General features: G+C 36.6%; 12 protein-coding genes. 10 read left to right on the top strand and 2 right to left on the bottom strand.

Going from position 1 to position 21414, the window contains the following annotated elements; genetic code table 11:
- Window positions 1-40: 40 nt before the first annotated feature.
- Window positions 41-175 carry a hypothetical protein gene (locus Q0845_RS07135; protein WP_298511179.1) on the top strand — a complete coding sequence of 45 codons (135 nt, stop codon included), beginning with the start codon at window positions 41-43 and terminating at the stop codon, window positions 173-175.
- 57 nt (window positions 176-232) lie between these two features.
- Here the strand turns inward: Q0845_RS07135 and Q0845_RS07130 are convergent, their stop codons facing one another.
- Both Q0845_RS07130 and Q0845_RS07125 read right to left on the bottom strand, forming a co-directional pair.
- Window positions 233-679, bottom strand: a complete 447-nt coding sequence (locus tag Q0845_RS07130; protein ID WP_298511177.1) for a hypothetical protein — start codon at window positions 677-679, stop codon at window positions 233-235.
- 345 nt (window positions 680-1024) lie between these two features.
- The gene (locus Q0845_RS07125) at window positions 1025-2107 is read right to left on the bottom strand and encodes a formylglycine-generating enzyme family protein (RefSeq protein WP_298511175.1); all 1083 of its coding nucleotides are present in this window, start codon (window positions 2105-2107) and stop codon (window positions 1025-1027) included.
- 73 nt (window positions 2108-2180) lie between these two features.
- On the opposite strand from Q0845_RS07125, the gene Q0845_RS07120 reads away from it, so the two are divergent.
- From Q0845_RS07120 to Q0845_RS07080, 9 genes are all read left to right on the top strand, one after another.
- Window positions 2181-6089, top strand: a complete 3909-nt coding sequence (locus tag Q0845_RS07120; protein ID WP_298511173.1) for a two-component regulator propeller domain-containing protein — start codon at window positions 2181-2183, stop codon at window positions 6087-6089.
- Window positions 6090-6302: 213 nt separating this feature from the next.
- A complete protein-coding gene (locus tag Q0845_RS07115) occupies window positions 6303-9476 on the top strand; it encodes a TonB-dependent receptor (protein ID WP_298511171.1) in 3174 nt (1057 codons plus the stop codon).
- An 11-nt stretch (window positions 9477-9487) separates the two neighbouring features.
- Window positions 9488-11014, top strand: coding sequence for a RagB/SusD family nutrient uptake outer membrane protein (locus tag Q0845_RS07110; protein WP_298511169.1), 1527 nt, complete (start codon window positions 9488-9490; stop codon window positions 11012-11014).
- Window positions 11015-11025: 11 nt separating this feature from the next.
- Entirely contained in the window at window positions 11026-13404 is a 2379-nt protein-coding gene (locus Q0845_RS07105; RefSeq protein WP_298511167.1) for a glycoside hydrolase family 3 N-terminal domain-containing protein, read from the top strand.
- Window positions 13401-15038 carry a sulfatase gene (locus Q0845_RS07100; RefSeq protein WP_298511165.1) on the top strand — a complete coding sequence of 546 codons (1638 nt, stop codon included), beginning with the start codon at window positions 13401-13403 and terminating at the stop codon, window positions 15036-15038. The genes Q0845_RS07105 and Q0845_RS07100 overlap by 4 nt, the downstream gene beginning before the upstream one ends.
- A 1-nt stretch (window position 15039) precedes the next feature.
- A complete protein-coding gene (locus tag Q0845_RS07095) occupies window positions 15040-16629 on the top strand; it encodes a sulfatase (RefSeq protein ID WP_298511163.1) in 1590 nt (529 codons plus the stop codon).
- 60 nt (window positions 16630-16689) lie between these two features.
- Window positions 16690-18132, top strand: coding sequence for a sulfatase (locus tag Q0845_RS07090; RefSeq protein WP_298511161.1), 1443 nt, complete (start codon window positions 16690-16692; stop codon window positions 18130-18132).
- A gap of 49 nt (window positions 18133-18181) precedes the next feature.
- Window positions 18182-19990, top strand: coding sequence for a T9SS type A sorting domain-containing protein (locus tag Q0845_RS07085; RefSeq protein ID WP_298511159.1), 1809 nt, complete (start codon window positions 18182-18184; stop codon window positions 19988-19990).
- 1 nt (window position 19991) lies between these two features.
- On the top strand, window positions 19992-21413 hold the full coding sequence (locus Q0845_RS07080) for a sulfatase (RefSeq protein WP_298511156.1): 1422 nt from the start codon (window positions 19992-19994) through the stop codon (window positions 21411-21413).
- The last annotated feature ends 1 nt before the right edge of the window (window position 21414 follow it).

The following is a 21414-nucleotide window of genomic DNA, read 5'->3' as shown; positions in this document are numbered from 1 at the left end:
ACTTCACAAGCTACTATGATAGAAGATAAAAACCTATTAATTGAGAAAACGTAAGAAAGAAGATGAACGTTCTGATTTAAAACAGCACGCAGATGGTATGCTTCGCAATTTTGAAGAGTTCAATAAAAACTCATCTAATCGAGCTATTTTGGGAATTAGTGCAGAACGCTTGTGACTTAACTACTCAATGTAAAATTGAAATTGATTGTCGTGATAACAAATTTTCTTTCTCTTATAATCGCAAAGTGCTTACTATTAATGATTTAACAACATCAACAAATCTATTGTAATGACCATTCATTGTTCCCGCAGTTTTCTTTTTCCAATGCGGTTTACGTTGCTTTAAAGCAAAAAATAGCGCTTCTTTTACAGTATAATTTTTTCGTTGACTGTCAAATTCAATACCTTCTTCTTGTATTTTCTGTTGTTCAATGCGTTTATCAGTTTCTGTGTAAGATTCATAAGGATTATATCCCTTTTTCAGTAGTTCATGCAATACTATTTGATTAATGACGAGCATTTTCATTCGTTCTTTTTTAGTCTTTAATCTATTGACTCCCATATATAAAGGTGGTTGTAAGACTAATTTTTCTGTTACGGGATTCCGATAGTAGTAGTAGAAATAACAACGTTTGGAAAGATCACCTTTTGCATCATATATCTTAGGCTCTGAAAACATTTTTTTGCAATAGAAACATGCTTGTTTATATACTCGTTTGTTAAAATTTCGTTGAGATTAGTAATAAAAAAACGGTTTGCCAAAAGTGGTAAACCGTATAAAGTACTGACTTAAAGCCTATTTTATCTTTGTAGCGAGATCGGGAATTGAACCCGAGACCTCCGGGTTATGAACTCAATTACTAAAATAATCGTAGTTGATTATCAGTTTGTTAAGTTTTTAAAACCCTACTTATAATAGACAATCTATATGCGTTTGTATATGCGTTTAGATTTTCATCATTTGATGATTAAATATATCCAAAGATAGAAATAAATAAGTTAATAAAAGAAAGGAAATCTTCAATTACTTCAACATTTCAGGTGTTGCAACAGTTCTAAATCCTAAATGATCTGAACCGGAATCTTTACTCGTAGACATACGTGCGGAAATTCTAAAGCTTGCACAATAAGAATCGTGACACAAATAAGAACCACCTTTCATCACCATTTCTACTTGATACGGATTTTGAGGATTGTAATAGGTATCTGCACCTTTTGGATTCAAAATGGGTTTTGAAGTATCCAAACTATTGTAGTAATTCATATTATATACATCCGAAGTCCATTCCCAAACATTCCCTAACATATCGTAAATTCCAATATTATTCGGATCATACGAACCTACAGGCGCAATGTATGTAAACCCATCTTTTGATAAATTTTCAGTTGGAAACGTTCCTTGCCAAGTATTTGCTTTTTGGTTCAATACAGAAGTATCATTTCCCCAAGTAAACACAGCATCTTTTTGAGTTCCTTGTGCTGCGGCTTCCCATTCAGCTTCCGTTGGCAAACGTCTGTTGGCCCATTTACAATATGCCAGCGCATCTTCAAAAGCAACGTGTACTACAGGATGATTTTCTTTACCTTCTATCGAACTTCCTTTCCCTTCCGGTTGCTTCCAATTGGCGCCAACTTTCCATGTCCACCATTGTGCATAATTGTTCATATTTGCAACAGCATTCACGCTTTTATTAAAAATTAAACTTCCAGGCTGTAAAATAGAATCGTGTGGTTTTGGAGTGCCTTTTGGTAATTCTTTTTTCATAACTTCCCAATCAATTGGACGCTCGGCAACAGTAACATAACCTGTAGCATCCACAAATTTTTTAAATTCTTCATTTGTCACTTCGTGAATGTCCATAAAAAAACCATCAACAGTGACTTCGTGGGCTGGTTTTTCTCTTGGCATCGCATACGAATCACTAGCTTTGGCTCCTTGCGTAAAGGTTTTCCCAGCAACCCAAACCATTCCTTTTGGTGTATTTATATTTGAAGGTTTTTCTTGTTTAACAGGCGTTTCAACTTTTTTGGTTGTCTTTTGGTCATTTTTACAACTAAAACAGATCAAAATTAGAAGAATGGCAATTATGGGAAGTTTATATTTCATATTCTTGAAAATATTGAGGTATATTTAAAAAACAATTATATTTATCGTCAAATATAAGTATTAGCGCCTAAAATTGAAGCCCATTCAACACATATTCCTATTCCTCTTTGTAGTTTTTATAACAACTACGCATGCGCAACATAAAATTGCGTTTGAACAATTGGCAGGTAATAATGAATATTCGCAAAGTATTGTATACGATATCAAACAAGATAGTATTGGAAATGTTTGGATTGCTTCCGAAGAAGGAATCGCAAAACACAACAGCAAAACATTTAAATTTTACAATACATACAATGGTTTGCCAACGTCGTTAAATAATAGAATCACGGAAATTTTTATCGATTCAAAACAGCAAATTTGGGCAGGTTCGGAAAAAGGCATCTGTAAATACAACGCCAACAAGGATATATTTGACATTGTAGACAATAAAAAAGCAATCAATCCTTCATTGGTAGAAGCGTTTTGTGAAGATAAAAATAATACCGTTTGGATTGGTGGTTATAACGGACTTTGGAAATATTCGCCCAACAAAAGCGATGCGCAACTTGAAAACGTATTAGAAGGACATGTAATTCATGCGCTACATGCGTTTAATGATACCATTGTTCTCGGAACAAGCAAAGGTTTATATTCTTACGATATACAAACGGGCGAAGTTGTCAAAATCAAACTTGATGGCAATCCTCAAAACATCAGTAGTATTGTTTTACTGAAAGATCAATTGATGGTTGGAACAAAAACAGGAATGATTTTTACAGTTCACACGAAATCATTTGATGTAAATTCCATCGAACTTTCTAAAAATTTCAATTGTCCAATCAATGATTTTATTCTGGATGACAAGCAAAATATGTTCATTGCAACGGATGGCGACGGACTCTACTACACAGATCAAAAGTTCAACATACTTCAACATTACACAGAAGATGCGGACAATCCGAAATCAATCTCAAGTAACGGAATTTACGATCTAGAATTCGGTAAGCGAGGTATCTTATGGATTGCGTCCTATGGTGGTGGCGTGAATTATTTCAACTCAAATCAATTGCCATTCGAGAATATTACACATGAACTGAATAAAAAAAATAGTCTTGCGGTCAATTTTACACGTTCCATTGCAAAAGATAACAACGGTAAACTATGGTTTGGAACGAAAAAAGGAACAAGTATTTATGATAAAAAAAATGATTCTTGGACACATATTGAAAATCTCTCAAAAAAACCAGACAATGTAAAAGATATTGTATTGGCTTTTGAAGCAGATGGTGATGATATGTGGGTTGGAACCTACAATAACGGACTGTACAAAGTAAACATCAATTCGCTTTCAAGTGAACGTTTTACAGCGATAGATGACGATAAAACACTTCTCAAAAAAACATACACCATTTACAAAGACGTTCACGGAAACTTATGGTTTGGCGGAATTGGTGGGTATATGACAATACTTCGTAAAAACGGTGATTTGGACAACTATCCAATCAATAATATCAAAGCAATACAGTCTGATAACGAAGGAAATATCATTGCAGCAGGAAGAAACGGAATATATGTCATCAACGATGCAAAGAAAGAATTCAAGTTATTAGAAGCGTTAAAACCGAACGAAAAAACATTGGCTTTTTCAACCATAAATGCTGTTTATTGTACAAATGACAATCGCTATATTCTTGCAACCAATGGAGAAGGTTTGGTTTTTTACAATCCGAAGAATAAAGCAATTCAAAAATTATCAATCCAATCAGGAATGCCTTCCGATATCATTCAAGGAATTCTAGCAACAAATGACAACAATCTTTGGGCAAGTACGACTAAAGGATTGGTGCAAATCAACATTTCTGAAAAAGATACCATCATCAATACATTCGACAAAAAAGATGGTTTGACTAGCACCGAATTTAATTATGGAAGCTTTGCAAAAATAAACACGAACGAATTCGCATTTGGTGGTGTAGATGGTATTGTTCGATTTGATCCCACAAAAATAAAAGGAGAAAATCATCGGCCAATCATCGTTTTAGAAGAATTCAAACTGTTCAATAAAGCTGTGCAACCAGGTACAAAAATTCTTGAAAGCCATATCAATGTTACGGACAAACTCACACTAAAAAGTCACGAAAACTCCATAGAAATTGGTTTCACAGGAATCTCGCACGGAAGTTCATCCAAACTAAAATACTCATGGAAATTAGATGGTTTTGAAGAAGAATGGTCAACACCAACAGCAACAGACTTTGCAACATACACCAACCTAAATTCAGGAACGTACACATTTCGCGTGAAAGCGTCTAGCAAATACGGTGACTTTGGACCTGAAAGAAAACTACAAATTCACATAAAAACAGCTTGGTGGGCAAGTAATTTAGCTATCATATTATACATATTACTAGGAATTGCGATTGCATACACCATTTATCATTACATCTCTGTTTTGGTGAAAAAACGAAATGCCGATGAACAAATCAACTTTTTAAACAACATTACACACGAAATCAAAACACCGTTAACGATTTTAATTTCTTCGTTAGATAAAGTGACTGATTCCAAAGAAACGCAAGACACATCAAAAGATCAAATCAAAACAACAGTCAAGCGCATCAATTCATTATTTGAGCAAATGCTGAATTTCCACAAAGTGACTTCCCAAGAAACATTGGCACAAGACATTCAGAAAATAGCACTCAAAAAACACTTACTACAACTTATCAACGATTTTAAACCTTTACTATCAGAAAGGAATCTTGAAGTTGAACTCGATACTGAAAAATTACAACACGAAAACTTCTTCTTTGACATTGATACGTTTGAAAAAATTATATTAAATCTATTTTCGAACGCGATTAAATATTCACATGACAACGGACATATCAAAATTGTATTAGCACATACCAACAATCAACACTTAAAAATTGATGTCATTGACAACGGAATCGGAATTCCAAAAGACCAACAAAAATTTATTCTAAATCGTTATTACAGAGCGCGAAATGTCATTAATAGTCAACGTCCGGGAACTGGTTTGGGTTTAATTATGATTAAAAATTTGGTCGATAAAATAAAAGGAACAATTTCTTTTGTGAGTGAAGAAAACAAAGGAACAACGTTTACGGTCACGTTGCCAGATTACGTAAAAGAATTCCACGATCATGTAGCGAGTATAGAAGATACTGTAGAAGAAGTGCCAAATACGATTGAAATTCAGGAAGAATTAGAAGAATTCAGCGATAGCAAAATCTTAATCGTTGAAGACAATGACGAACTTCGTAAACTTTTGGTAGACACTTTAGCAACCTATTTTCAAGTACACGAAGCCAAAAATGGAAAAGAAGGTTTGGAAACCGCATCCCAACTCTTTCCTGATATCATTTTGACAGACTTAATCATGCCAGAAATGGATGGAATGGAAATGGCGCGTCAACTCAAAAAAGACATCAATCTAAATCATATTCCTGTATTTATGATGACTGTTTTACAAAACTCCAATCAAAAAATAGAAAGTTTGGAAAGCGGTATCTCAGAATACATTGAAAAGCCAATCAATATGAAAATATTGTTTGCTAAAATGATCAATACGCTCAAATTCCAGAAAAAACTACACAAAAAATACGTTCACGAAAGCGATGCAGAAAACGCATCCATGTTTCGAAACAAAAGCGATCAAGAATTTTTGAACAATCTCGAAAAAACCATCATCGAAAACATCAACAACAGTTCATTTTCGGTACACGATTTATCGGCAAGTTTTGGCATGAGTAGAACGTCACTATACATGAAACTCAAAAACTTGGTCGATCTTTCGCCGCAAGATTTTATCATTCATACCAAACTCAAACACGCCAAAGAATTACTCATCAAAGGTGACAAAACGATCAAAGAAGTGGCGTACAGTTCTGGATTTTCCAATCCGAAATACTTTAGTACATCGTTCAAAAAATTCTACAAAATGACGCCGAGTGGTTTCTTGGACAGTCTAAAATAAGTCAAAAAGACACCTTTTTTCAGAATAAAAACTGCAAATAGCTTTTAAAAATTATCAAAAATCAACTACGATAATTCATAAATTCCTATTTAAAACCGCCGTTTACTGCTTAATTTTAAAGGGTTTGACAATAAACAGACCTTTTGTGATGTATTTTAAAACCTTTAAAAAACATTTAAATAGTAGTTTAGCACAAACGAACGAATCAAAATTATGAAACACGTACAGTTTTTATGTTTTCTGGTTTCCCTTTTCACGATAACGTTATCGGCGCAAACCAACATTACAGGTAAAATTACTGACAACACAGGATTTCCACTTCCGGGCGCATCTGTAGTCGTAAAAGAAACTTCCAAAGTTGCCATTGCGGATATTGATGGTAACTATACCATTGAAATCAAAACAACTCCTGCAACATTGCTATTCAGTTACATTGGTTTCAAAACGAAAGAAGTCACCATTACCAACCAAAAAAATATAAACGTACAACTCGAAAAAGACGAACAAGCCTTAGATGAGGTCATCTTAATTGGATATGGACAAGTTGACAAAACAGACGTTACAGGAGCAATTACAAGCATCAAAGCAAATGAAGACATTGTAGCGCAATCGCAAACGGTTGAAAACCTCATTCAAGGTAGAGCCGCAGGTGTTCAAGTTACATCAAATGGTTTTGAACCTGGCGCGCCAATAAGTATCAAAATTAGAGGACTTAACAGTCTTACAGGAAATACGGAACCTTTATACGTTGTAGATGGAATCATTGTCGATTCTGCTACAGAAGACGCTGCCGATCCATTATCGGGCGGAAACAGCTATTTAGCACCACAAGGCGGACTTTCAGGAATCAATCCGAGAGATATTGCCGATATTCAAATCTTAAAAGATGCTTCTGCAACATCTATTTATGGTTCGCGAGGAGCCAATGGAGTTGTACTAATTACTACAAAAAGAGGAAAATCTGGAAAAACAGAATTCACATACAATGTAAGTACGCGCGTAGGAACAATCACAAATAACATTGACGTACTCAACACGGCAGAATATGCACAATATCAAAATGATGTTCGTGCCAATCAAGGATTCAGTCCACGTTATTATACCTATCCTGATGGAAGTATCGCGAATTTTCAAAACGACGAGCAATTCATGATTGACAATGCGGCAACCATTGCGCGTATTCAAGGTGTCGATTGGAGTGATGAAATTTACAAAGCTTCAACAGTAGTCAATCATCGAATTTCTGCCGCTGGTGGAAGTGAAAAAAATACATTCTACATTTCGGCTGGTTTCTTAAACAATGAAGGAATAGTGCCAAGAACATTTGTAAGACGTGCAGATTTCAATGCAAATCTCACCAATCAATTCTCTGAAAAACTAAAACTATCAACAAAATTTTCCGCAGCATTCACTAAAAATTCAGCTTCCAAAGGAACAGATAATTTAGGTGGAACAAACAACAATATCATTCGCCAAATAGTTTCCGCAGCTCCAATTTTAGAATTTGAAGACAACTTTGGCGGTTTTGAATTCAATCAAAGTATCGACGGACCAAGAGCTTGGCTCACTGATTACGACGATTTATCAAAAGAATTACGTTTGCTAGGTTCATTGCGATTAGATTACAAAATCTCAAATGCTTTCACCTACAGAACCACGGTTGGCGTAGACTACAGAAACAAAGAACGTCAAATTTGGTACGGAACAGGCTTATTTCGTGGGGAACGAAGCAATGGAGAAGCAGGAATAAGCACATTAGATCGTTTTCGTTACAACATTGACAACACCTTACTTTTCAAGCATAAATTCAATAGAAATCACCGTGTCAACGGAACCTTAGGATTTATTATTGACCAACGAGTGTCAACGAATACAATCAATTCTGCAACCAATTTTCCTTTGCAAGACTTGCGTGCGGATGGAATTTCTTCAGGACAAAATCAACAACCTGTATTCTACAATGAAAATCCAGAATCGTTACTATCGTACTTAGGAAGAATCAACTATACTTACAAAAACAAATACATTTTTACAGGAACATTCAGAGCAGATGGAAGTTCAAAATTTACCGATGGTAACAAATGGGGCTACTTTCCTGCGTTTGCTTTTGCGTGGAAAATCAACAAAGAAAAATTCTTGCGCAAATCAAAATTTGTCTCAGATGCAAAACTGCGTTTAGGTTGGGGAATGACGGGAAATCAAGCCATTCCAAACTTTAGTACGCTAACACGATTCAATCTCACACAAACACAATATTCAGATGCTTCTGGCGGACAATTAACTTCGATCGTTCCACAAAACCTAAAAAACACAGGACTAAGTTGGGAAACCACAAGTCAATACAATGCAGGTTTAGATTTTGGATTCATGGAAGATCGTATTGTAGGTTCGGTAGATGTTTATTACAAAGAAATCTATGACTTACTGCTAAATGTATCGTTGCCAGGTTCTGTAGGATTTGAAAACTATATCGCCAATCAAGGAGATTTAATTAATAAAGGAATTGAGTTAAGCATCAATGCAGATATAATTAAAAATGATAACTTTCGTTGGAATGTATATGGAAACATCTCATTCAATCGTAATGAAGTTGGCGATATCGGATTTGCACCTTCTTCATTCGGCACACAAACATACAGCGCTTATTTAGGAAGACGTATTTCTGCTGGAAACTTCTTCAAATCGGAAGCAAACATTTTCATAGAAGGTGAAGCACCAGGATTATTTTACGGATATGCCACCAATGGAATCATTTCAAACGATGAACAACTTGCAACTGCAGCGAGTTTCAACGGAACGGCTCCACAATTAGGAGATGTAAACTTAGTCGATCAAAATGGCGATGGTATCATTGATGCAAGCGATTTAACAATCATTGGAGATCCCAATCCAGATTTCAACTACGGTTTTGGAACAAGTATCGAATACAAAAACTTCTCACTATCTGCATTATTCAATGGAGTATATGGAAATGATATCGCAAACGGAAATCTTCTCAGAGATGCATACGCAGATAACTTATTTACCAATGTTCGCTCGGAAGCGTATTACAATGCTTGGAGTGTAGACAATCCAAACGGAACATTTCCAAGAGTTGGATATGACTTAGCTGACGAAACAGGCTTTACAGACAGAATTGTAGAAGATGGAAGTTTCTTGCGCTTGGCAAATGTCGCAATTGGATACAATGTGCCGATAAAAGAAAATTCATTCATCAAAAATGCATACATCTCAGTATCAGGTCAAAATCTATTACTATTTACAAAATATAGCGGATTTGATCCAGAAGTAAACAGTTTCTCTTTTGATCCGAGTCGTGTAGGAATCGATTGGAATTCTTTTCCAAACCAACGTTCTTATTCACTATCACTAAACCTAACATTCTAAACAACAGTAACATGAAAAAATATCAAATAATCATCAGTTTTGTATTGGCTACTTTTTGTGTAAGTTGTCAAGATTTCCTAGAAGAAGAACCAGAAACATTCTTCAGTGAAGAACAAGTATTCGGTACGGAAGATGGCGTAGAAGCTGCCATCAACGGACTATACCAAAGCTTTGCCAATCCTGCATATCACGGAACATCCATTCATGGATTTATTGCGCCGATATCAGGGAAATTCTTCTCCAACCAAGGAGCAAGTCAAGATGCAACAAGCCTCAACTGTTTGCCAAACAACATTTGGGTGACGCGTTTATGGCCACAAATGTATTCAACGATCAATGTATCAAATACAATCATCAATAACTTAGAAAACACAACACTAACACTAGCAAACAAAGAAACGGCGTTAGGACAAGCATATTTCATAAGAGCAGCAACATATTTTGACTTAGTTCGCTACTTTGGAGGCGTTCCCATCAGAACAATTCCAGCAACAGAAGACAATCTATTTCTGCCAAGAAATTCCAAACAAGAAGTGTATGATTTAATCATTTCTGACTTTGAAAAAGCAAAACTCATGTTGCCAAATGCAGGTGAATATTTGCAAGGAAGACCTGTAAAAACTGCCGCAAATGCATACTTAGCAAAAGTATACATGACACAAGCCAGCGAAACCAACGATGCGGCATTGTGGCAACAAGCTTATAACGAAGCAATTCAAGTGTACGGACAATACAGCTTAACAGCTACCTACGCAGAACTCTTTGAACCAAACAATGAAAACACATCGGAAGCTATCTTTGAATTGCAATACGGAGCCAACGGAGCCGTAAGAAACTCTGATGTTGTTCGTTCATACACACCAAAAGACTTGTTTTCGTATGCAACATTTGGTAGAATTCGTCCAAACAAAGAAACGTACGAGCAACACCTAACACAATATCCTGGCGATCCTAGAATTGACGCCATGTATCTCATTGATTCTTACACAAAAGTAGATGGTTCTGTGAAAAATATCTATCCAAATCAAGTAAATGGAAATGACGGATATACAGTATTGACAAAATATTTCGATCCAAGTTTCAACGGAACGACAACAGATAGAAACTTTATCAAAATCCGCTATGCAGATGTCTTACTAATGTTAGCAGAAATCACCAATGAATTAAACGGACCAACTACGGAAGCATTAGGCTATGTAAATGAAGTATTGACAAGAGCGCGAAACACAGAAACTGGAGTCGCAACTGAACCTGCTGATTTTTCTGCAACGCTTTCGCAAGATGAATTCCGAACACGTATCATGCGCGAACGTCAATACGAACTCTTAGGCGAAAATCACGAATGGTTCGATACACGTCGTCGCGGATACGAATACTTCTTACAAGAAGTCATTGAAAATCATAACAACTTTTCAAATCTTGGAAACACAGACTTTATCTATCCTGTGAGCGTAAAAAATATGCTATTACCAATTCCATCAACTGAAATATCAAACAATCAAGCAATCAATCAAGCAGACCAAAATCCAGGCTACTAATTGCCAAAAATATGAAAAGAACGACATACATATTTGCATTTCTTGCGATTACAATACTTTCACTTTCGTGTGAAAACAAAAAAAATACACAAAACGATCAAAACCCAGTTTACATGGATGCATCTGCAAATGTAAACGACAGAATTGACGACTTAATGTCTCGCATGACCATTGAAGACAAAGTCCATCAAATGTGTCAATACGTAGGTTTAGAACACATGAAAGCGGCAGAATCTAAAATTTCTCCAGAAGAATTAGAAAAAAATGATGCGCTAGGATTCTATCCAGGCATGCGAAGCGATAGTGTTGCACGTTTGGCAGAAGCAGGAAAAATTGGTTCTTTCTTACACGTTGTTACGCCAGAAGAAGCCAATCATCTACAAGAACTGGCGCAAAAATCACCACTAAAAATTCCGCTACTTATCGGAATTGATGCCATTCACGGAAATGGTTTAGTAGAAGGAGCAACGATCTATCCGTCACCAATCAGTCAAGCAGCTACATTTGATGATGTACTCGTAGAAGAAGGAAATGTACAAACGGCTTTAGAAATGCGCGCCAACGGAATGCATTGGTCATTTACACCAAACATTGACGTATTACGCGATCCACGTTGGGGAAGAACAGGAGAAACCTTTGGCGAAGATCCATACTTAGTAGGAAACATGGGAATTGCCACCATAAAAGGATTGCAATCTGATGATTTCTCTGGGAAAGAAAATGTAATAGCTTGTGCAAAACATCTCATCGCAGGAAGTTCATCCATCAACGGTTTAAACGCTTCACCAACAGATGTATCCAAACGTACACTCTTTGAAATATTCTTACCACCATATCGCAGAGCGGTACAAGAAGCAAATGTATTTTCCATCATGGCTGCACACAATGAAGTTGCAGGAATGCCAGGACACATGGACAAATATATGATGACAGAACTCATGCGCGATCGTTGGAAATTTGAAGGTTTCTACGTGAGCGATTGGAACGATATTTCACGAATTGATATATGGCATCATGTAGCAAAAGATTTCAAACAATCCATTGAATTCTCTATCAATGCAGGAATGGACATGAACATGCACGGACCAATTTTCGATGAACTCTTAATCGAATTAGTCAAGGAAGGAAAAGTAGACGAAGCACGTGTCAACGAAGCATGTCGCAAAATACTAGAAGTCAAATTCAAACTTGGTTTATTCGAAAATCCTTTCGTAGACATTGAAAAAACGAAACAAGTCAATTTTGCAAATCCACATCAAAAAGTAGCATTAGAGCAGGCGAGACGCGCTATTGTATTGCAAAAAAACAAAAACAAATTTTTACCATTAACTGAAAACGGTAACGGAAAAACGATCTTCATCACAGGTCCAAATGCAGACAATCAAACCACTTTGGGCGATTGGGTTTCTCCGCAACCAGAAGAAAACATCATTACAATGGTAGAAGGAATCACGAAAATCGGAGAAGAAAACGGTTATAAAATCAGCTATTTTGACTCGGGCGATCGTTCTAAAGAAATCACAGAAGAAAACATTAACAAAGCGGCACAAAAAGCAAAATCGTCAGACATTATTGTATTGGTGTTGGGTGAAAACTCTTTTCGTCACGACTGGAAACGTAAAACTACAGGAGAAAACATTGACAGAGCTACACTCAAACTCTCTGGAAACCAAATGAAGTTAGCAGACAAAATGTTCACGCTTGGAAAACCTGTTGTAGTGGTCTATGTAAGCGGAAGTCCAATTGCAGAACCTTGGTTAGAACAACGTGCAAAAGCAGTATTAAATACTTGGGAAAGTGGCGCTTTCGCGGGACAAGCTACGGCGGAAATCCTATTCGGAAAAATAAATCCATCAGGGAAACTACCATTAACCATTCCGCGCAGTGTTGGACAATTACAAATGGTGTACAACCACAAACCAACTGCGTACATTCACAAATACAATACAGAAAAGAAAAAACCATTGCATCCATTTGGTTTCGGATTGAGTTATGCAAACTTTGAATTTTCAAAACCAACAGTTTCAAAAGAAACATTCAACGGAATTGAGGACGAAATCAAAGTTACAGTCAACATCTCAAACAAAAGTAACGTTGACGGCGAAGAAGTTGTGCAACTCTACATTAGAGACAACATCAGTTCGTACACACGTCCTGTAAAAGAACTAAAAGCTTACAAAAGAATCATGGTCAAAGCAGGAGAAACGCAAACTGTTGAACTATCCATCACAGCCGAAAGTTTAGCGATGTATGATCGTGATTACAATTTTGTAGTAGAACCTGGAGAATTCACCATCATGACTGGAAATTCTTCTGCAAACAAAAATTTAAAAACAACAACGATTTCTGTGAACAACAAAATCATGTTAGACAAAAATAACGAACGATGAGAAAAAAACTCTATATAATTATTGTTGGAGTCTTAGCATTCTATGCGTGTAAAGAAAATAAAAAAGAGCAAGTGCTCAATACCGTAGAAGTTGCCGAATTTCAGCAGCCAAACATCATCTATATCATGGCTGATGATTTAACAACGCAAGCAATTAGCGCTTACGGCGGAATTTATAAAGACATTGCGCCAACGCCAAACATTGATCGTATAGCAAAAGAAGGTATGTTGTTTCAAGATGTATTGTGTACCAATGCCATTTGTGGTCCATCACGTGCCGCAATTCTCACAGGAAACTACAGCAATCTCAATGGATACTACAAAAATGAAAGTGGTGGAAAATTCAATGCTTCACAATGGACATTTCCACAAGAATTTCAAAAAAGTGGCTATCAAACCTCACTCTTTGGAAAATGGCACTTAGGAACGGAACCAAAAGGTTTTGATGTATTCAAATATCACAATTCCGCAGGACAACAAGGTCATTACTGGAATCCTAAGTACAACGAAAACGGAAAAAACGTTAAGGAAAAAGGATATGCAACCAACCTAAGCACCGATTTTGCAATGAATTGGTTACAAGAAGGACGCAAAAAAGACGCTCCGTTTATGATGGTATTGCAATACAAAGCACCACACAGACCTTGGCAACCAGACAAAAAATACGAACAATTGTGGGAAGATGTTGAAATGCCTTATCCTGCAACGTTTAATGACGATTACAAAGGTCGTGAACTCACGGCAGGCGATACAGAAATGACGATGGAATACTTTTCACGTCGTGATATGAAATTCGAAGAACCAGCAAATCTCAAAGGAAAAGAAAAACTAAAATGGGCGTTTTACGGAGCAAAAAAGGGCGAAGTAGTAAAACCAGAAGGTATGTCGGACGAAGAAGCGCGCAAATGGAGATATCAAACCTATATCAAAGACTATCTAGCATGTGTAAAATCAGTTGACGACAATATTGGTCGTGTGTTGGATTATTTAGACAAAAACGGATTAACAGAAAACACAATCATTGTCTTAACATCAGATCAAGGTTTTTACCTAGGAGATCATGGATTCTTTGACAAGCGTTTCATCTATGAAGAATCGATCAGAATGCCGTTTATGGTAAAATATCCAAAAATGGTAAAAGCTGGCACGATCAATGAAGATGTCATTACAAACATTGACTTTGCACCAACATTATTAGACTTGGCAAACATTCAGTCTGATCAAAAAATGCAAGGAAAAAGTTTCAAAACAATACTTGAAGGAAATACGCCAAGTGACTGGCAGCAAGCCATGTATTATCACTATTACGAATTTCCGTATTGGCATCACGTACAACCACATTATGGCATACGTACGCAAAAATATACGCTAGCACATTTTTACTATAACATTGACGTATGGGAATTGTACGATTTAGAAAAAGACCCGAAACAAGTCAACAATATCATCAACGATCCGCAGTATGCAAGTGTTGTTGAAAATTTAAAAGGAGAACTCAAAAATCTCATGAAAAAATATGAAAATGATAAATCATTGGCAGACTTTAGAATGATTACGGACAAAGATTTTGGTTCTATTGTAGACAAAAAAGATGATGAAACTTCGGTTCAAGATATTTTAACGAATAAAAAATAACATGAAAAAACTACTCATACGTCTATTGTGCATAAGCGCTATCATTGTAACGGCATGCAATGCACAAAAATCTGTGAATTCTACTGCTTCAACAGAAACGTCACAGACAGCAAACAACACGAAGAAAAACATACTTTTCATTGCTATTGACGATTTAAAACCGCTACTTTCCAACTATGGAGAAATGCAAATGGTCACACCAAACTTTGATCGTTTAGCAAAAATGGGCATGACGTTTACCAACGCACACGTGCAATACGCTGTTTGTGGTCCGTCGAGAGCAAGTGTGATGACAGGCGCAAATCCTGACAAAACGAAAGTTTGGGATTTGCATACAGACTTCAGAGAATCGGCACCAAATTTAGTTTCCATGCCAGAACATTTAATCTCGCAAGGGTATGAAACTACTGCTGTTGGAAAAATTTATCACAAAGGTTCATCTGCCAAAGGACATGATGGAAAAAGTTGGAGCATGCCACATCAACTACCAAAAAACTTCGACCCTAAATATGGAGAAGCAGCCTTTTACTACTATCAAAATCCAGAAACCAAACGTAAAATGGAAGCACTAGCTGCTGAAGCAAACGCCAAAGGAATTACGCGTAGTGGAAAAGTACGAAACTATGTTTTCAAACGTCTCAAACCTTCCACAGAAAGTGCTGATGTCAGTGATACGGCTTACCAAGATGGTTTATACACACAAACAGCATTAAAACAATTGGAAACATTAGAAAAAGGTGGAAAACCTTGGTTTTTAGGAGTTGGATATCAAAAACCACACTTGCCATTTGTTGCACCAAAAAAATATTGGGATTTATACGACAGAGATAAAATTGACTTAGCAAAATTTCAGCAAGTAGCCGATGGAACACCAAAACTTGCGTATCATTCCTTTGGAGAATTGCGTGCGTTCAGTGATATCGACAACAAATTAAGAGTAGGAGACAAGGTACCAGAAGCCAAACAACGCGAGTTAATTCACGGATACATGGCGTGTATTTCATACATAGACGCACAACTTGGATTATTATTAGATGATTTAGAACGCAGAGGAATTTTAGAAGACACAGTCATCGTACTTTGGGGCGATCACGGTTGGCACTTAGGCGATCATACGCAATGGTGTAAACACTCTAACTTTGAACAAGCAACACGAATTCCGTTCATGTTTGCAGGACCAAAAGTTGCTAAAAATCAAAAAAGCGATCATCCTGTAAATTTAGTAGACTTATTTCCAACTGTTTTTGAATTGGCAAACGTAGCACAACACTCACAAACCGACGGGAAATCCTTAGTTCCTTTGCTAGACAACGATAAAAACACGAACCTAGACATGGACTATGCGTATCATCAATACAAAAGAGGAAAACGTATGGGATATTCTATCAGAACAGATCGTTACCGTTACACAGAATGGCATGGAGACGATTACAGAAGTTACGAAAGCTACAACGGAAACAACATTGTAGGACGCGAATTGTACGACTATGAAGCAGATCCGTTGGAAACAAAAAACTGGGTAAAAGATGCCAATTATGCCAAAATTGTCAAAGAACTCAAAGCCAAATTGAAAGCGCATTTAACAAAATAAAAACTTTCAAATTAAACAAAATTCATTTTCAATAGTCTAATTGTTACAAATACTATAAACATGAAAAAACTAAGTTTCATCATTTTACTATTACAAATAGTTTTGTTGCATGCGCAAGAAAAACCAAACATTCTCATCATCCATACGGACGATTTAGGATACCATGATTTAAGTTTCACAGGTTCTCAATTATACAACACAAACAACATAGACCAATTGGCAAAAGAAGCTGTGTCGTTTACAAATGCATACAGTAGTTATCCACGTTGTACGCCATCGCGTTACGGAATGATGACAGGAATGTATCCTGTAAACGAAAACAAAGGACATTTAGGCGGTATTCCGAAAGAACGAAACTTTATCAAACTTTTCAATGATGCTGGTTACAACACTTCGTATGTCGGAAAATGGCATTTAGGAAAAGGTGATAGCAATCCAGAAAACTTTGGTTTCTCACACACGTATGCGGCAGGAGAAGCTGGTGGAATTTCATCGCGATTCTTTCCATTCAACCAAAAAAAGAATGGTAAAAAAGGCAAATATGTTGTTCCAAATGTAGAAGAAGATGGCGCAGAAGGTGACTACGCATCCGATTTATTAACAGATGCAACAATCAACTTCATCCAAAACAATCCAAAAGACAAACCGTTTTTGGCAGTATTGGCTTTCTATGCTGTACATACGCCAATTGAAGCGAAACCTGAAGATGAAGCAAGAAACAAAGAACAATTAAAAACAATTGAATTTGGTGACACGCCAGCATTTATCAAAGAAGGAGAAGGCAGACGTAAAATGCGTCAAGATGATGCCGCTTACGCGGGAATGGTGGAAAATGTAGATGAAAACGTAGGACGCGTACTCAAAGCATTAAAAGACTTGAACATTGACGAAAATACCATCATCATTTTTTCTTCAGATCATGGCGGATTGTCCAATGATGGAAACAAACGAGAACGTCAATTGGCAACAACAAACATTCCACTAAAAGCAGGAAAAGGACACTTATACGAAGGCGGAATTCGTGTGCCATTATTTGTAAAATGGAGCAAAGAATTACAACCACGTGTAGATGAAAAATCCATCGTGTTAGGAATGGACGTATTTCCAACATTACTAGAATTAGCACTGAACAAAAACGTAGCAAATGTTGATGGAGAAAGCTACGCGAATGTGTTAAAAGGAAAAGATTCTTGGGAAAACAGAACCGTATATTGGATTTCACGCAAAGCGCGTCCGCACAGTACTGGCGACAGCAAAGCAGCAGTTGTACGTAAAGGTGATTACAAACTCATACAATTCTTAGGTACGGACACTATCGAACTATACAATCTAAAAGAAGACATTTCAGAAGAAAACAATTTGGCAAACAAAGAACCTGAAAAGGCAACTGAATTGTTACAACTATTGAAAGATTGGAAAAAAACATACTTAGTTCCTGAGCGACTTGACGTGCTGAAACGTAATAAAAAGAATAAAAACAAAAATAAAAAAAGAAAAAACTAGCATACATTTCCCCAAGATGTACTGCCCCAAATCTTTTCAATCCTACAACATGAACTGTAAAAACTCCTATCTTTTTCTGCTCATTTTCACTTGCTTCTTTACAGGAAATAACAGTTCTGCACAAACGGTTACCACAAATTTAGATACTACAATTCAGGACATTACGTCATTGGATATTGGTTTCAATCGCAGATCTGATAACGGAACATGGTGGACAGATGCTTCTTTTCAAAACGTAGTTTCTGACATGAATCCAGATATAGTGCGTTATCCAGGCGGAACGCAAGCAAACTATTGGGATTGGCGCGAAGGACGATTTTTAGAAAACACAGACAAATCGTGGGGAAACAAAGAAATTTTAAAAATTCCACAATTTGTAAATGCACTGCCAACTCGCACCAAAATCATATATGTGGTCAACTTAACACGTCCGACACCAACAACAGGCATTTCTGTAAATGCTTCGGAAGCAATTTTAAAAAGTGATGCAACACTCCAACTGAAAATTACGGATATGATTGCCGCACTAGACGAATTTGTAGCACAAGGAAAAGAACCGTATGCGGTTGAAATTGGCAATGAATTTTACTTTGGAAACATTGAAAGTGGCATCTTCGAAATCAAAGAAATTAACGGACAATTCTATTCAGGTTGGGACGAAGCCAACAATCAACCTTACGTATCTGCAACCAAAAAAGATGCAACAGACATCACAGCAGCTTTCTATCTAAAACAATGCAAAACCATTGTAGAACAAATAAAAGCGGCATATCCAAACATAAAATTTGCGCTAGTAACCACAAAAGTTGGCAATGGAAACTCTGCCCGCGAACGTTGGAACAATACCATTTTCGATCAACTGGAAAACAATGCGACATACACTGCGCTCAAAAACGATATTTACGCAGTAACGCAACACCATTATTTAAACACAACGTACGGTGTGCAAACAACTATTACAGACAACGCTTCCGCAGAAATTGCGATTTCCGAAGGCATTCAATATCCGATTGACAAACAATCTGATTACAATCTTGTGCCAAATGATTACAAAATCTGGATTACAGAATTTGGTGAAGTCAAAGAAATCGCAGAAGAAACTTGGGCATCTGCCGTACGATACGCAGCTTTTGTGTACGGTTGGTTGAATTTGGGTGACAAAATCGATCAAATGGAATGGCATTACATTTCTGACAACAATGTGGTCAATGACAACAACAATCCGATGATTTTAGCGCCTGTAGGAATTGGTTTTAAACTCTTTTCGCTCGCTTCCGCAGATATGACGCAGATGCAAAAAATAACATTCAATAACAACCCTACTGTCGTAAACAATGTACCATCGTTGTTTGGTTACAAATTTTCAAATGCAGAAAAAGAAACCTTACTCATCATCAACATCAGTGATACCAACTTTTCACAAGTACAATTTAATAATCTATTTACGTACACAGGACAACCAACAATGACACAATACTATTCAAATACGCCGTACGTGACAAATGTATTTGATGGGAATTCTAATATCACTTCAAACATGAATACTGTCAACAATTCCACCGCAATTCCAAACTTTTCTATAACCGTAATAGAAGCAGAAAGTGGCACTTTAGCTGTAGAAGAAATCATTTCAGACGAAATCAAACTATATCCAAATCCGACAGCGTCTAAAATTCACATTCAAACCAACAAACAACTGGAAAGTATCGCAATTTATGATCGAACAGGAAAATTAATTCAAAAAAGTGATATAATCTCTCAAAACACCATACGCATTACTGATTTACAAGCAGGAATCTATTTCATTACAATAGAAACTACCGAAGGAATCATCACCAAAAAACTCATCAAAAAATAACATGAAAAGGCTTCAATTACATATCGGATACTTGCTAATATTGATGGTTTTATGCAACTGTAAAACCAAAGCGATTGATGCAAAAAGTAGCACTTCCGTAGAAAAACCAAACATTCTCATCATTCATGTTGACGATTTAGGATATCACGATTTAAGTATGAACGGTTCACAAATCTACCAAACGCCAAACATTGATGCGCTCGGAAAAGAATCGGTCGTATTTACCAATGCGTACGCGAACTATCCGCGTTGTGTGCCGTCGCGTTTTGCAATGATGACAGGAAATTATCCCATTCAAAACGGAAGTGTTCCTGATGATGGTTTTAAAATGAATTCCGTTCGTGACGATCAAAATTTTATCAAAAACATTAAAAATTCAGGCTACCAAACAGCATATTTTGGCAAATGGCATTTGGGCAACAAAAACAGTTTACAACAATTTGGATTCGATTACAGTTTCGCGGCAGGTCATGCAGGTTCGCCCATCAGTTTTTTATATCCGTTCAACGAAAAAAAAGGAAAAGGAAAAACGAAGAAAAAGCCAATTACTGATGTTGATGAGGTTGGTAAAAAAGGCGATTATCTCACAGATGTCATGACGAATCAAATAATTGATTACATTCAAAAAGCAGACAAATCCAAACCGTTTTTAGCCATGTTTTCTCTGTACGCAGTTCACCAACCGTTGGAAGCGAAAAAAGCAGACATTCAACGAAATCGTAAAGAAATCAAAGCATTTAATTTTGGCAATCAGCCTGAATACATTTCGGAAGGAACTGGACGTACCAAAATGCGTCAAGATCACCCAACGTATGCCGCAATGGTAGAAAATATGGATGAAAATATTGGTAAATTGCTAAAAGTGTTGAAAGACTTAAACATTGACGACAATACAATTGTTATCTTTTCTTCCGATCACGGCGGATTGTCCAATGATGGCACAAAAAAACGTCAATTGGCAACGTCCAACTATCCGCTTCGTGCAGGAAAAGGTTGGTTGTATGAAGGTGGTATTAAAATTCCGTTATTCATCAAATGGAAAGGAAAACTAAAACCAATAACTGAAAAAAAATCATTGATTATGTTGATGGATATTTTTCCAACCTTACTAGACATTACAGCAAATCAAAGCATAAACACAGCAGGCAAAAGCATACTTCCGATATTAGAAAATAAAGAATCTTGGAGTAATCGAACGGTTTTTTGGCATTCTGAAAAAGCACGACCTGTCAATACAGGAGACACGAAATCGTCTGCCATTCGCAAAGGAAATTACAAACTCATTCATTGGTTTAAAGAAAATAGAATCGAATTGTACGACATCGAAAAAGATCCGTATGAAAGGAATAACATAGCAACTCAGAAGCCAGCGTTTACAAAAATGCTTTTGGATGAATTAAATCAATGGAAAGCCACATTTTAAT

Source organism: uncultured Kordia sp., assembly GCF_947489565.1.
Lineage (GTDB): Bacteria > Bacteroidota > Bacteroidia > Flavobacteriales > Flavobacteriaceae > Kordia.
Note: the sequence above shows the minus strand (reverse complement) of the source record. Positions and strands in the feature narration are given on the sequence as shown.

Coding starts and splice junctions, on each gene's coding strand:
- Q0845_RS07115 (WP_298511171.1), top strand. CDS start 6,303: ATGAAACACGTACAGTTTTTATGTTTTCTGGTTTCCCTTTTCACGATA.
- Q0845_RS07095 (WP_298511163.1), top strand. CDS start 15,040: ATGAAAAAACTACTCATACGTCTATTGTGCATAAGCGCTATCATTGTA.
- Q0845_RS07105 (WP_298511167.1), top strand. CDS start 11,026: ATGAAAAGAACGACATACATATTTGCATTTCTTGCGATTACAATACTT.
- Q0845_RS07080 (WP_298511156.1), top strand. CDS start 19,992: ATGAAAAGGCTTCAATTACATATCGGATACTTGCTAATATTGATGGTT.
- Q0845_RS07110 (WP_298511169.1), top strand. CDS start 9,488: ATGAAAAAATATCAAATAATCATCAGTTTTGTATTGGCTACTTTTTGT.
- Q0845_RS07085 (WP_298511159.1), top strand. CDS start 18,182: ATGAACTGTAAAAACTCCTATCTTTTTCTGCTCATTTTCACTTGCTTC.
- Q0845_RS07100 (WP_298511165.1), top strand. CDS start 13,401: ATGAGAAAAAAACTCTATATAATTATTGTTGGAGTCTTAGCATTCTAT.
- Q0845_RS07125 (WP_298511175.1), bottom strand. CDS start 2,107: ATGAAATATAAACTTCCCATAATTGCCATTCTTCTAATTTTGATCTGT.
- Q0845_RS07090 (WP_298511161.1), top strand. CDS start 16,690: ATGAAAAAACTAAGTTTCATCATTTTACTATTACAAATAGTTTTGTTG.
- Q0845_RS07130 (WP_298511177.1), bottom strand. CDS start 679: ATGTTTTCAGAGCCTAAGATATATGATGCAAAAGGTGATCTTTCCAAA.